Origin of the sequence: Bosea sp. Tri-49, from assembly GCF_003952665.1 — a bacterium.
GTDB lineage: Bacteria > Pseudomonadota > Alphaproteobacteria > Rhizobiales > Beijerinckiaceae > Allobosea.
The window spans coordinates 4,286,947-4,299,864 of the sequence record NZ_CP017946.1; the positions used below are offsets into that span (position 1 = coordinate 4,286,947).

General features: G+C 67.4%; 11 protein-coding genes. 2 read left to right on the forward strand and 9 right to left on the reverse strand.

Going from position 1 to position 12,918, the window contains the following annotated elements; genetic code table 11:
- Nucleotides 1–8: 8 nt before the first annotated feature.
- The 8 genes from BLM15_RS20730 to BLM15_RS20765 all read right to left on the reverse strand — a co-directional run bounded on the left by BLM15_RS20730 (nt 9) and on the right by BLM15_RS20765 (nt 7,656).
- The gene (locus BLM15_RS20730; RefSeq protein ID WP_164547596.1) at nt 9–956 is read right to left on the reverse strand and encodes a lysylphosphatidylglycerol synthase domain-containing protein; all 948 of its coding nucleotides are present in this window, start codon (nt 954–956) and stop codon (nt 9–11) included.
- Nucleotides 957–1,174: 218 nt separating this feature from the next.
- Nucleotides 1,175–2,698, reverse strand: a complete 1,524-nt coding sequence (locus BLM15_RS20735) for an ABC-F family ATP-binding cassette domain-containing protein (RefSeq protein ID WP_126114534.1) — start codon at nt 2,696–2,698, stop codon at nt 1,175–1,177.
- A gap of 311 nt (nt 2,699–3,009) precedes the next feature.
- Nucleotides 3,010–3,573, reverse strand: coding sequence for a hypothetical protein (locus BLM15_RS20740; protein ID WP_206438549.1), 564 nt, complete (start codon nt 3,571–3,573; stop codon nt 3,010–3,012).
- Between the two features lie 72 nt (nt 3,574–3,645).
- Nucleotides 3,646–5,439 carry an ABC transporter ATP-binding protein/permease gene (locus BLM15_RS20745; RefSeq protein WP_164547597.1) on the reverse strand — a complete coding sequence of 598 codons (1,794 nt, stop codon included), beginning with the start codon at nt 5,437–5,439 and terminating at the stop codon, nt 3,646–3,648.
- 135 nt (nt 5,440–5,574) lie between these two features.
- Nucleotides 5,575–6,051, reverse strand: a complete 477-nt coding sequence (locus tag BLM15_RS20750; protein ID WP_126114536.1) for an SRPBCC family protein — start codon at nt 6,049–6,051, stop codon at nt 5,575–5,577.
- Nucleotides 6,052–6,091: 40 nt separating this feature from the next.
- Complete coding sequence (locus tag BLM15_RS20755; RefSeq protein WP_126114537.1) at nt 6,092–6,766, reverse strand: glutathione S-transferase family protein; 675 nt, start codon at nt 6,764–6,766, stop codon at nt 6,092–6,094.
- A 66-nt stretch (nt 6,767–6,832) separates the two neighbouring features.
- The gene (locus tag BLM15_RS20760) at nt 6,833–7,306 is read right to left on the reverse strand and encodes an SRPBCC family protein (RefSeq protein WP_126114538.1); all 474 of its coding nucleotides are present in this window, start codon (nt 7,304–7,306) and stop codon (nt 6,833–6,835) included.
- Entirely contained in the window at nt 7,306–7,656 is a 351-nt protein-coding gene (locus BLM15_RS20765; protein ID WP_126114539.1) for an ArsR/SmtB family transcription factor, read from the reverse strand. The genes BLM15_RS20760 and BLM15_RS20765 overlap by 1 nt, the downstream gene beginning before the upstream one ends.
- A gap of 189 nt (nt 7,657–7,845) precedes the next feature.
- On the opposite strand from BLM15_RS20765, the gene BLM15_RS20770 reads away from it, so the two are divergent.
- Nucleotides 7,846–8,889 (forward strand): GMP reductase, encoded by a 1,044-nt coding sequence (locus BLM15_RS20770; protein WP_126114540.1) that lies wholly within the window; start codon nt 7,846–7,848, stop codon nt 8,887–8,889.
- Entirely contained in the window at nt 8,886–10,106 is a 1,221-nt protein-coding gene (locus tag BLM15_RS20775) for a BaiN/RdsA family NAD(P)/FAD-dependent oxidoreductase (RefSeq protein ID WP_126114541.1), read from the forward strand. Before BLM15_RS20770 ends, BLM15_RS20775 begins: the two co-directional genes overlap by 4 nt.
- Here the strand turns inward: BLM15_RS20775 and mutS are convergent.
- Nucleotides 10,090–12,816 (reverse strand): DNA mismatch repair protein MutS, encoded by a 2,727-nt coding sequence (mutS, locus tag BLM15_RS20780; protein ID WP_126114542.1) that lies wholly within the window; start codon nt 12,814–12,816, stop codon nt 10,090–10,092. The genes BLM15_RS20775 and mutS overlap by 17 nt on opposite strands.
- Between the last annotated feature and the right edge of the window lie 102 nt (nt 12,817–12,918).

Sequence of the window (12,918 nt, forward strand, 5' to 3'; positions counted from 1 at the left end):
TTTAAGACTTAGCGCTCGTGCCGCCTGATGCGCCGGAACATCTCGTTCAGCGCCAGCAGCACCAGCGCCAGGATGAAGGGCAGGATGTAGTAGATGATCCGGAAGAGCAGCAGCGCGCCGAGCACCTGCTCGAAGGGCAGGCGGCTGAGCGCGATCAGCATGGTCGCCTCGAAGACCCCGAGCCCGCCCGGCGCATGGCTGGCGATGCCGATCAGGCAGGCGAAGATGTAAGCCGCCAGGAAGCTCTCATAGGGCAGGTCGTGGCCGCCCGGCAGCAGCACGTAGAGCACGGCGGCGGCAGCGCAGACCTCGGCGGCGCCGAGCAGCATCTGCGCCAGCGTGACGCCCAGGCCCGGCAGCGGCAGGTTCCAGCCGCTGACCCGCAAGGTGCGCTCGCCGGTCGCGATCCAGAAGAGGTAGCCGAGCGTTCCGAGCGTGACCGCACCACCGACTGCCTGGACCACCAGAGGCGAGGTGCGCGCCAGCTGGGCCACCGAATCCGTGGCGTAGAACAGGCTGGCGCAGAGGATCATGCCGAGACCGAGCCAGAAGGTGAGGCCGGCGATCACGGTCAGGCTCGCGACCTCCGAAGCGCGCACGCCCTTGGCCGAATAGATCCAGTAGCGCACCGTGCCGCCGGTCACGATCGGGAAGCCGAGCGTAAAGGCGACGGAATAGCTGGTGAAGGAGGCGAGCGCCGTCGTCCGATAGGGAATCGACAGGCCGAGCCGGCGCAGAGCCACCGCGTCATAGCCAGTGAGCAGCAGATAGCTCAGCGCGGTGAAGCCGAGCGCGAGCAGGAGCTGGCGCTGGCTGGCATTGGCGAAGGCACGGGCAAGCTCGCCGGGCTCGATCTCGCGAACGATGTAGTAGAGCACGACCAGCGAGGCGATGAAGATCACCGAACTGGCGAGCGGGCCGAGCCACCACCAGCGGCTGCGCTTGCGCAGCGGCATCCCTGGCTCGTGCGGGCCAAACGACATCAGCACTCTTGTCGGGTTGTGCTCGCACGCAGAATGCGGCGAGCAAGGCGGGTTGCTGGCGGCTGGCCCTGACGGCCGGCCCGAGAGATAGCGCCTCCGCCGCGATGCACAAGTCGGTACACCGCGGCGAATGCGCGCCATGAAGCTGGCGCAGGACGCGCCGGCTGCCTGGAGAGTGGCGAGCGAAATTGCTAGCCCTCGCCCGCCATGGCCTCCGCGAAGAACGTCTCGGGATCGTCGACCTCGACCAGCCGCCGCCGATCGATCTGCCAGAAGCGGTTGCCGATGGCTCGAACGAAGCTGCGATCGTGCGAGACCAGCAGGCAACTCGTCTCGCCGGCAGTGAGCTCGGCTTCCAAGGCTTCCTGCCCCTCGATGTCGAGATGGTTGGTCGGCTCGTCCAGCAGGTAGAAATTCGGCCGGGCGAGGCGCAGCGCCAGCATGGCGAGCCGCGCCCTCTGCCCGCCCGAAAGCGCGCCGATCGGACCGGTCTGGCGATCGATGACGATGCCGGCGCCGGCAAGCAGGCCGCGGGCCGGCTGGTCGCCGATATCGAAGCGACGGCTGATCAGCCCGTGCGGTGTCTCGGCATCGGGCAGCTCGGCGAGACTCTGGCTGGCATGGCCGAGCACCAGCGAGGGCGTCGGCTTGATGCCGCGCTGATCGCCACCTGCGATCGCCTTATGGAGCATGGTGATGAAGCGCGACTTGCCGGCGCCGTTCAAGCCGAGCAGCACGATGCGGTCGCCGGGGCTGATCCAGCGCTTGCCAGTCTTGAACAGCAGCCGCTCGTCCGGCGTCTCGACTGCGACGTCGTCGAGCGCGATCAGGACCCGCGCATGCGTACCCTGGCTGGCGAGCCTGATCGCGCCCGCGGAGCGCTCACGATGGGCCGGACGCGCCACCGCTTCGAGCTCGTCGGCCCGTCGCTTTAGCTGCTTGGTCTTGCTCAGCAGGAGATCGCTGCCGGAATTGATGCCGAGATTGTTCAGCTTCGCCGCCTGCCGCCGCATCTGCTGGACGGCCTTGAGATCGCGCTCGTTGCGGCGCGCCATCGCAGCGTCGCTCTCGTCGAGCGCGACGCGGGCCCGCGAATAGGGCAGCGCGAAGAGCTGTGAGTGCTCCTGGCGCAGGAACAGGGTCTTGCCGGTCGCGCTGTCGAGGAAGGCACGGTCATGGCTCGACAGGATCACGGCCATGTCGCGCGGCAGGGCCGCAAGCCAGCTCTCCAGCAGGCCGATCCGCGCGAGGTCGAGATGGTTGGTCGGCTCGTCCAGCAACAACAGGTCAGGCTCGGCGATACCTGCACGCGCCAGCAGGACGAGCCTCTGCCAGCCGCCGCTCAATTGCCCGAGCGGACGCCGGCGCAGTTCTTCGGGTATCGCGAGCGTGTCGAGCGCGACCTCGACGCGCCAATGCTCGCTCTCGCGTTGATCGGCCGGCAGCCTATCGAGCAGCAGCCGGTCGACGGGCTGGTCCAGCAATTGCGGCGGGGCGTCCTGCTCGACATGGCCGATGCGCAGGCCGCGCGAGCGCGTGATCTCGCCGGCCGCAGGTTCGACGAGGCCGGCAAGGCAGCGCAGGAGGGTCGACTTGCCGCGGCCATTGGCGGCGACGAGACCGAGGCGATCGCCGGCAACAAGGGAGAACGAAAGATCGGTGAAGAGCGGCGTTCCCAGCGTGACGCTGAGATTGCGCAGGGTGATCAGGGTCATGGTCGGTCTCTGGACTGCCCGAGCCGCGCGTCGTCATCCGGCCGGGGTCCTGCCCCGGAGCGTCACGAATGCGGAACGCTGTGCTCGATGAGAGGATGAGACGCAGCGGAAACGCTACGCCCTCACGAAGGGCAGACCTGGACGAGAACCGTGGGGATCGCCTGTGCGGTCAGCCCTGCAAGCTGGCTTGCAGGGCCTGAACGGGGCCGCGCTGACGATGGTGACGAAAGAACGTGATCACGCAGCCCTCCTTTGGTTCGTGTGAACAGACGAGACGGAATTAGCGCCGTTCGCTGGCCAGCGCAATCGCCTCAGGCGGTCTTGCGGAAGATGCGGAGCGTCTTGAACTCGCCGATCTCCTCAACTCCACGGGACTTGGCCCAGTCCGCGATGATCGGCTTGGCTCCCTCGTAAGCGAAGGAGCCGGTGTAGAACAGGATGTAGCCGCCGGTATCGGTCTGGTCGGTGAAGAGCTGCATCACCTCGAGATCGGTCAGCGCGCCATAGGCGTCGTTCTTCTCGCTGCGGAACTCGCAGGAGTGGAACAGCGTGACGACGTCGAACCGCGGCAGCAGCCGGACATTGCTGGTGTAGATGTCGCCGAAATAGGCGCTGTAGGTCTTGGTGATCGTCGGATTGTCGATCGCGAGCTTGACGAAGGCATCGTATTCCTTCGGCGAGGCGGTGATCCCAAGCACCGTATTGTCGAATTCCGGCTCGGCGCAGCGGATGCCGACATAATGGTGGCCGCCAGTGCCGAAATGGTAGATGCGCTTGCCGGTCAGGCCCTGCTCTTCCAGCCATTCGACGAAGTGCACGTCGCAGGGGCATTGCTCGACGCGCAGGCCCCAATAGACGTCCCAGATGTTCAACATGTGATCGCTCCGTATCGTGAAGGCCGGGAGTGCCGGCACTGGATGGAAAAGGTCCTGAATCCTGCCTGAGCCTCAGCCGCCACCGGCTTCGGCGAGCGCTGCCGGACGCACGCCATCGCTGGAGACGATGCGGGCGACGCCACCGGCGCGGCGCATGGTGAGATGATGGTCGGCCGCTTCGGCGAAGCCGGGGCTCTGGCCGATCAGCAGCATGACCGCATTGGGACGGGCCGCCCGCAATCGCGCCAGCAGATCGAGCGCCGCCTCGGTCTCCAGACCACTCGTCGCCTCGTCGAGCAGGAGGATGTCGGGCTCCGCCAATTCGGCGCGCGCCAGAGCGAGGCGCTGGCGATCGCCAGTGGTCAGCGCCTTCTCCCAGTCGCGCGACAGATCCAGCTGCGGCACGAGGCCCGAGAGACCGTAGTGCCGCAAGGCCGCCTCCGCCTGCGCAGCGCCATGGCCGCCGATCGGATCGAGCGCGGCCCGAAGGCTGCCTTCCGACAGGTGCAGATGCTGCGGCAGCACCGCGATACGCGCCTCGTCCGGCAGAGCAACCGAGCCCCGGCCCCAGGGCCAGAGGCCCGCGACGGCCTGGATCAAGGCGGCCTTGCCGTGCCCCATCTCGCCGGCGACATGGATCGTCGCTCCGGCCGGCAGCGCCAGGCCGAAATCGGCGAGGAGCGTGCGGCCGTCGCGGTCGGTCAAGGTCAACTCGTCGAGCTGCAAGCCACCGTCCTCGCTCGGCAGGACGACGATGTCGCTTTCCGCCGAGCCGGCCTCGATCGCGCCCAGCGCAATGGCGAGCTCGTTGACGCGCCGCGCCGAGGCCAGCCACTCGGCAATCCGCATGAAGTTGTCGAGCACCCAGTTGAAGGCGTTCTGCACGGCGACGAAAGCGGCGGCGACCTGGACGACGTCGCCAAGCGACATCTCGCCCGAGAGGTACTTTGGCGCAGCCAGCAGGAGCGGCACGACCGGGACGAGGGCGCCGCTGCCATTGGTGATCCAGGTCAGCCGGCCGCGCTGGCGGATCATGGCGAGCCAGCGCGTGACCAGGGTGTCATAGGTCGCGGCGACGGCACGGCGTTCGCCGACCTCGGCCCGCGAGAGCGCGATCGTCTCGCCATGGTCGCGGATACGCATCAGCGAGAAGCGCAGGCGTGCCTCGCCCTCGTTGCGGGCGGCGATCAGGCGCGGCAGCGGCCGACCGACCCAGGTGATCAGGCCGGAGACCAGGACGGCATAGATGATCGCGGCCAGGACCATATAGGCCGGAATCTCGAACGGAACGCCGTGAGCCTCGACGCTGAGCGAGCCGCCGATCGACCAGAGGATGCCGATGAAGGTGATCGCGGTGATCACGGCCGAGAGCAGGCCGATGGCGAAGTCGACCACCGGCTCGGTCGCCCAGCGCACATCGTCGGCGATGCGGTATTCCGGATTGGCCGGCTCGTAGCCGGAAAGGCCGAGCCGGTAGAAGCGGCGCTCTCCGATCCAGCGATCGGCGAGCTTGGCCGTGACCCAGGCGCGCCAATGGACCTGAAAGGTCTCGCGCGAAATCAGGATGATGACGCCCAGGCCCGCCGCGATCAGCACCAGCACCGGGAAGACCGCCATGGCGATCAGCGCGCTTTCGCCGTCCTTCTTCTCGAGCGCGTCGAAGAACCAGCCATTCCAGCGATTGACGGTGACGTTGGCGAAGACGGAGAGGATGATCGCGCTCGCCAAAGCGAGCGACCAGAACCAGGCCCGGCTGGCGGTGCCACCGCGCCAGAAGCCGCCGGTCAGGCGCGCAAAGCTCTTGGCGACCTGCCAATCGGATGGCGGGCCGGCGGCCTGGATACGCTGGTCGACGGCCTTGAGCACAGCCGAAAGATCCCCCCGGATCGTGACATCGGAGGCGTGACCCGCCGGGTGTTCCCGGTCAGGCTGCGCCACCATCCCGCTTAGCCGGCGGGGGATGAACTGCCGGTGAATGGCGGATGAATGGCGCCCCGCGCCTCAGGCCGCAGCGTTCGCAGGCTCGCCGAGCATCCTTGCCAGGCTTTCGAGTAGCTCCCGCGAGCCTTCTTCGCGCTGGATAGGGCCGTCCTTGCCGTCGAGATAGGCGCCCTGCTCGGTGAAGACGAACCTGGTGCCGGTTCCCTCGGGCATGAATTCCATGGTCAGCAACGAGCCCGAGAGCGGCGCTCCATCGATCGCCATCGCATAGGCGAGGATGATGCGCTCGTTTTGCTGGATCACCTGATAGACGGTGTCGTTGTTGATCGGCGGGCCGCCCTGGAAGCGAAAACGGCTGCGCTCATGGCCGCCGACGCGGAAGTCGACATCGAATTGCTCGACCTCCCAGCCTTCGCCCTCGGCGAACCAGCGGCGCTTCTGCTTGGGATCGGCGAAGGCGGCGAAGACGCGGGCAGGCGAGGCGGCATAGCTGCGCTCAAGGGTGAAGCTGGCATGGACGACGGGGGTGGCGGTCATGGTTGTTTCTCTTGGCTGATGAGGATCGAAGAGGGTTGGACTAGCGGGAGAGCCCGGCATCGCCCGGATTGCGCGGGAAGAACTCGAAATAAGGCTCGGCCTCGGCCAAGGCGCGGGCATAGGACGGCCGCATGCGCAGGCGCTCGAAATAGGCCCAGAGCCGCGGATGGCTGTCGCGGAAGGACAGCGCCCGCTCGGCATAGAACAGCGCCGGTGCGGCCGAGCAGTCGGCCATGGTGAAAGCGTCGCCGGTCAGCCAGTGCCGGTCGCCGAGCTCGGCCTCCAGCACGTCATAAGCTGACGCAAGCGTCGCCTTGGCCTCGGCGACGCCAACCGGGTCATGACTGCCCTCCGGGCGCAGTCGGTCGAGCACCACCTTCTGCATGGGGATGGCGACATAGAGATCGAAGAGCCGATCGAGCCGCCGAACCTCGAGCGCCGCGACCGGGTTCTCCGGCAGCAGCGCCACCGGACCGGGATAATGCAATGCGAGATACTCGATGATCAGGCTGGTCTCCGGCACCAGCCTGCCATTGCTATCGTCGCGCAGCAGCGGGAACTTGCCGATCGGCCAGAGCTTCAGGAAATCGGCGCGCTCGGTGGAATCTCCGAAATTGACGAGTTGCGGCGTGAACGGCGTGTCGTTCTCGTAGAGCGCGACCAGTGCCTTCTGGCAGAAGCCGGAAAGCGGATGGAAATAGAGCGTCAGGGACATGGCTGTGCATTCCTGCTTCTGGAAAGGAGCGGGTTGAAAGGGTTCTTGGTCGAAGACGGGTGCGGCTCAGGCCGGCGCCTGCTCCTGCGCGAGATAGTCGGCCAGCCTGTCGAAGCCGATGCGCGAGCCCTGCTCGCGCCATTCGGGCCGATCATGGCCGTCGAGGAAGGCAGCCTGCTCGGTGAAGAGCAGCCTCGTGCCGGCGCCGTCGCGATGGAACTCGATCGTCGCCAGCGAGATCGACAGGCGAACATCGTCGCGCAGCAGTTCGTAGCTGTAGATGATGCGCTGCTCCGGCACGATCTCCGCGAAGGTCGCGTTCATCGCAAAGACGCCGCTTTCCGCCGGAGCGCCGCGCATGGTCTCCCGGCCGCCCTCGCGGAAATCGAGCCTGTGCTCGCCGAGCCCACCCTCGTCATGACAGGCCGACCAGCGCCGCTTCGCCACGGGATCGGCGAAGGCGGCGAAGACGCGGGCAGGGCTCGCATCGTAGCGGCGCTCGATGGTGAAATCGGTATGGACGACGGTCCGTTCGGTCATTATCCGCCTCCTTCCTTCAAATCTTGGTCCTGCTCGGCGAGGAAGGCGCCGAGCCGGTCGAAGCGTCGCTCCCAGAGGGAGCGGCGCTCGCTGATCCAGCGCTCCGCCGCCCGCAAGGCCTGCGTGTCGAGCTGGCAGGTGCGGACCCGCCCGACCTTCTGCGAACGCACCAACCCGGCTCCTTCGAGCACGGCGAGATGCTGCACCACAGCCGACAGCGTCATCTGCAGTGGCGCAGCGAGCTCGCTGACGCTCGCCGGTCCCTCGCAGAGCCGTTGCACCATCTGCCGGCGGTTCGGATCCGCCAGCGCCTGGAACATCAGGTCGAGCTGCTCTGGTTGGTGAAGCATGCGCTTAAGTATCGTGATGCGAGCGACCTGTCCAGAGAAACTTTAGGGATCACTAAAGTGTCTGATCCACGGCATCCGAATGACACCCCCTGCATTGCTCCGAAAGGTTCGAGCGGCTATGAATCCCGGCACGCTCCCTGAAGCCGCGTGCGCCTTTCACCGTCTGCGTCAGCCGCCGGAGCTTTCATCATGCGCATCGAGAACGATCCGAAGCTCGACTTCCGCGACGTGCTGATCCGGCCGAAGCGCTCGACGCTCGGCAGCCGCGCCGAGGTCGACGTCAACCGGAGCTTCCGTTTCGCCCATACCGGCCGCGAATGGACGGGCTTTCCGCTGATCGCCGCCAATATGGACGTGGTCGGCACCATGGCGATGGCGCGCGCTTTACTGAAGCACGGCGCCATGGTCGCCCTGCACAAGCATTACGACGCCGACGAGCTGATCGCCTTCTTCAAGGAGCCGGGCTCCGCCAACGCCTTCTATTCGCTGGGCACCACCGATTCCGACCACGACAAGCTGAAAGCGGTCCACGCCAAGGCGCCGATCGACAAGATCTGCCTCGATGTCGCCAATGGCTACACCGAGAAGTTCGTCGACACGGTCAAGGCGACGCGCGAGGCCTTCCCGAACGCGGCGATCATGGCCGGCAACGTCGTCACCGGCGACATGACGGAGGCGCTGATCCTGGCCGGCGCGGATATCGTCAAGGTCGGCATCGGCCCGGGCTCGGTCTGCACCACCCGCAAAATGACCGGTGTCGGCTATCCGCAGCTCTCGGCGATCATCGAATGTTCCGACGCCGCCCACGGGCTGAAAGGCCTGGTCTGCGGCGATGGCGGGCTGACCGTGCCCGGCGACGTCGCCAAGGCCTATGGCGGCGGCTCCGATTTTGTGATGATGGGCGGCATGCTCGCCGGCCACGACGAATGCGAGGGCGAGATCCGCTACGAGACCCATGACGGCGAGACCGTGCCGGTCGCGATGGTCTTCTACGGCATGTCCTCCGACACGGCGATGAAGCGGTATTCCGGCGGCGTCGCCAAATACCGGGCCTCCGAGGGCAAGACCGTCGAGGTGCCCTATCGCGGCCCGGTCGAGGGCACGATGCAGGAGATCATGGGCGGGGTGCGCTCGGCGATGACCTATATCGGCGCGGTCAGGCTGAAGGAGATGCCGAAGCGCACCACCTTCATCATGGTCGGCAGCCAGCTCAACACCGTGTTTGGCAATTGAGCGAACCGGACGTCGCCATCATCGGCGCCGGCCCGGCCGGGCTGATCGCGGCCGAGCGGTTGGCCGAGGCCGGCCACAACGTCGCGATCTATGAGCGGATGACCTCGCCGGCGCGCAAATTCCTGCTCGCCGGCCGCGGTGGGCTCAATCTGACGCATTCCGAACCGCTCGACAGCTTTCTCGATCGGTATGGCGCAGCGCGAAGCTGGCTGGAGCCGGCGATCCACGCCTTCCCGCCACCGGCGCTACGCGACTGGGCCGACGGGTTCGGTGCCGAAAGCTTCATCGGCTCGAGCGGGCGTATTTTCCCCAGAGCGATGAAGGCTTCGCCGCTGCTGCGCGCCTGGCTGACGCGGCTCGATGGGCTCGGCGTGCGACTGGTGTCGGGCCGACGCTGGATCGGCTGGGACGAGAGTGGCGCGCTGCGCTTCACCGCTCGCGAAGGCGGCGAGGAGATTGTGAGCCCGCGTGCGACGCTGCTGGCGCTCGGCGGCGCAAGCTGGCCGCGACTGGGCTCGGATGGCTCCTGGGTCGAGTTGCTTGCCGAAAAAGGTGTCGTGATCTCGCCGTTGCGACCCGCGAATGCCGGCTTCACGGTCGCCTGGTCGCCCCTGATGCGTGAGCGCTTCGCCGGGCAGCCGCTGAAGCGGATCGCGCTGAGCTTCGCCGGGCAGCGCGTCCTTGGCGAAGCAATGATCGACGCGGACGGCATCGAGGGCGGGGCGATCTATGCGCTGTCGGGACCGTTGCGCAAGGCGATCGACCGCGACGGCCATGCCGACCTCGTCATCGACCTGCGGCCCGATCTCGACGAGTCCGCACTGGCGGCCCGCCTCGAACGCCGCCGGGCCGGCGAGACGCTGAGTAACCACCTGCGCAAGGCGGCCGGGCTTTCGCCAGTGGCAGCGGCGGCGCTGCGGGAGACGGCAAACGGGCCGCTGCCGGCCGAAGCCGGCAATCTAGCCACCCTGATCAAGAGCGCGTTGCTGCGCCTGACAGGTACCGCACCGATCGCCCGCGCCATCTCGACAGCGGGCGGTATCGTCACCGACGAGATCGACACGGACTTCATGCTGAAGCGCCTGCCCGGCCTCTTCATCGCCGGCGAGATGCTCGACTGGGAGGCGCCGACAGGCGGCTATCTGCTGCAAGCCTGCTTCGCCACCGGTGTGGCGGCGGCGGAGGGGATCAAGCGTCGGCTCAGTTCAAACGCTTAAGCCTGTAGAGCGCTTCCAGCGCCTCGCGCGGCGTCATCTCGTCGGGGTCGATCCCAGAAAGCGCCTCGCGCAATTCATCGGGGCCAGCGACCGGCGCTGCGGCCGGTGCCGGCTTGCGCATCTGCACGGCGAAGAGCGGGAGGTCGTCGACCAAAGCCGCGACCGGCTTCTCGCGCTCGCTCTTCTCCAATTCGCCGAGGATGGCGCGGGCCCGCTCGACCACCGCCGGCGGCAGGCCGGCGAGCTTGGCGACCTGGATACCGTAGGAGCGATCGGCCGCACCGGGCACGACCTCATGCAGGAAAATGACCTCGCCATTCCATTCGGTGACGCGCACGGTGGCGTTGACGACGCGGTCGAGCCGCTCGGCCAGCGCCGTCAGCTCGTGATAATGCGTCGCAAACAGTGCCCGGCAGCGATTGGCCTCATGCAGATGCTCGATCGCGGCCCAGGCGATCGAGAGCCCGTCGAAGGTCGCGGTGCCGCGGCCGATCTCGTCGAGGATGACGAGGGCACGCGGCCCGGCCTGGTTCAAGATCGCGGCAGTCTCGACCATCTCGACCATGAAGGTCGAGCGGCCGCGAGCGAGATCGTCGGCGGCGCCGACGCGCGAGAACAGCCGGTCGACCACGCCGATATGGGCGCTCCCAGCCGGCACGAAGGAGCCCATCTGGGCGAGCACGGCGATCAGCGCGTTCTGGCGCAGGAAGGTCGACTTACCCGCCATGTTGGGGCCGGTGATCAGGCAGATGCGGCCGTCCCGGCCTTGCGCAGCGGCGGACAATTCGCTGTCATTGGCGACGAAGGGCTGGCCCTGCCGCTTCAGCGCGGCCTCGACCACGGGATGGCGGCCGGCCTTGATTGTGAAGGCGGCACCGTCATCGACCTGCGGGCGCGTCCAGCCGGCATCAATCGCGAGCTCGGCCAGCGCCGCGGCGACATCGATCACCGCCAGTGCCTGCGCCGCCGCCTTGATCGGCTCGGCCTGCGCCAACACGGCCTCGGTCAGCGCCGCGAAGACCGAGAGCTCCAGCTTCAGCGCCCGGTCTGCGGCGGAGGCGATCTTGGCCTCGAGCTCGCCGAGCTCGACCGAGGAGAAGCGCATCGCGTCCGACATGGTCTGGCGATGCACGAACACCGCCCGCCAGGGCTCCCTCAGGAAGGTCTCACCGACCGCCTGCGGCACCTCGACGAAATAGCCGATCATGGAGTTGTGCTTGATCCGCAGTGTCCGGCAATCGGTCTCGGCGGCATAGCGCGCCTGCAATTGCGCGATCACCTTGCGCGAATCGACCTGCAGCAGCCTGAGTTCGTCGAGAGCCGCGTCGAAACCCTCGCGCACGAAACGGCCGTCGCGCTTCATGAGCGGTAGCTCGTCGGCGAGCGTTGCGGACAGGCGCGTAGCGAGATCAGGGTCGGTGCGGCCAAGCGCGAGGGCCGCTTCGCGCAGTTCATCGGGCAGATCGCCCTGGCGCAGCAGAGCGGCGGCGACACCACGGGCGGCCTCCAGCCCGACGCCAAGCGCGGCGAGATCGCGCGGGCCGCCACGATCTAGCGAGAGCCGGGCCAGCGCGCGGGCGATGTCGGGCACGCGGGAAAGATCACGCCGCAGCGCCTCGCGCAGCGACGGCGTCTCGACCAGGAGCGTCACGGCATCGTGCCGCCGTCCGATCGCGATCGGATCGGTGAGCGGCCCGGCCAGCCGCTCGGCGAGCAGGCGGCTGCCGCCCGGCGTCTCGGTCCGATCGATGGTGGCGAGCAGGCTGCCCGAGCGCTCACCGGCGAGGGTTCGGGTCAGTTCGAGATTCGCACGCGTGGCCGCGTCGATCAGCATGGTCGCGCTCTGGCCCTCGCGGACAGGCGGCGACAAAGGCGGACGGGCGCCAAGCTGGGTGCGCTCGACATAGGCGAGCGCTGCAGCGGCGGCGGCGATCTCGGCACGCGTGAAGGCGCCGAAGGCATCGAGCGTAGCGACGCCGAAGAACTCCTTCAGCCGGCGCTCGCCGGAAGCCGGGTCGAGCCCTTCGCGCGCCAGCGGCGTCACGGGAGCTGCAACGTCGCGCCAGAATTCCTTCAGCTCGGGATCGTCATGGATCGCATCGGGACAGACGATCTCGCGCGGCTCCAGGCGGGCAAGCTCGACGGCAAGCCCGCGCTGGTCGGTTTCGAGCACGGCGAAGCGACCGGTCGAAATGTCCACAGCCGCGATGCCATAGGCATAAACCTCGTCCGACAGCCGGCGCCGGGCCACCGCGACGAGCAGGCTCGCCCGGCCGGGATCGAGCAGGCGCTCCTCGGTAATGGTGCCGGGCGTGACCAAGCGGACGACATCGCGCTTCACCACCGATTTGGCACCGCGCTTCTTGGCCTCGGCCGGATCCTCGGTCTGCTCGCAGACCGCGACGCGATGGCCAGCAGCGATCAGCTTCTGCAGATAGTCGTCGGCGCGCTCGACCGGGACGCCGCACATGGCGATGTCCTCGCCCAGGTGCTTGCCGCGCTTGGTCAGCACGATGCCGAGCGTGCGCGAGGCGATCTCGGCGTCCTGGAAGAACAATTCGTAGAAATCGCCCATCCGGTAGAACAGCAGGCAATCGGGATTATTGGCCTTGATCTCGACGTACTGCGCCATCATCGGCGTGACGCGGCCGAGATCGGCCGTGCTGGCGGAGCGGGCTTCCGCAACATCGCTTGGGGTGGTGTGGCGCATGGGGCGGGCACGCTAGCAAATCGCGCCGGCAAGGCCATCCGTTAGGATGGCTTTCAACAAATTAAAGCAGCTTCATCGGGCCGTTCCCGGCCAAGGGCCCGC

Bases quoted from the DNA above. Each gene is read 5' to 3' on its own strand.
- BLM15_RS20730 (WP_164547596.1), bottom strand. From the start codon at position 956: ATGCCGCTGCGCAAGCGCAGCCGCTGGTGGTGGCTCGGCCCGCTCGCC.
- BLM15_RS20735 (WP_126114534.1), bottom strand. From the start codon at position 2,698: ATGACCCTGATCACCCTGCGCAATCTCAGCGTCACGCTGGGAACGCCG.
- BLM15_RS20740 (WP_206438549.1), bottom strand. From the start codon at position 3,573: ATGTTGAACATCTGGGACGTCTATTGGGGCCTGCGCGTCGAGCAATGC.
- BLM15_RS20750 (WP_126114536.1), bottom strand. From the start codon at position 6,051: ATGACCGCCACCCCCGTCGTCCATGCCAGCTTCACCCTTGAGCGCAGC.
- BLM15_RS20755 (WP_126114537.1), bottom strand. From the start codon at position 6,766: ATGTCCCTGACGCTCTATTTCCATCCGCTTTCCGGCTTCTGCCAGAAG.
- BLM15_RS20760 (WP_126114538.1), bottom strand. From the start codon at position 7,306: ATGACCGAACGGACCGTCGTCCATACCGATTTCACCATCGAGCGCCGC.
- BLM15_RS20765 (WP_126114539.1), bottom strand. From the start codon at position 7,656: ATGCTTCACCAACCAGAGCAGCTCGACCTGATGTTCCAGGCGCTGGCG.
- BLM15_RS20770 (WP_126114540.1), top strand. From the start codon at position 7,846: ATGCGCATCGAGAACGATCCGAAGCTCGACTTCCGCGACGTGCTGATC.
- mutS (WP_126114542.1), bottom strand. From the start codon at position 12,816: ATGCGCCACACCACCCCAAGCGATGTTGCGGAAGCCCGCTCCGCCAGC.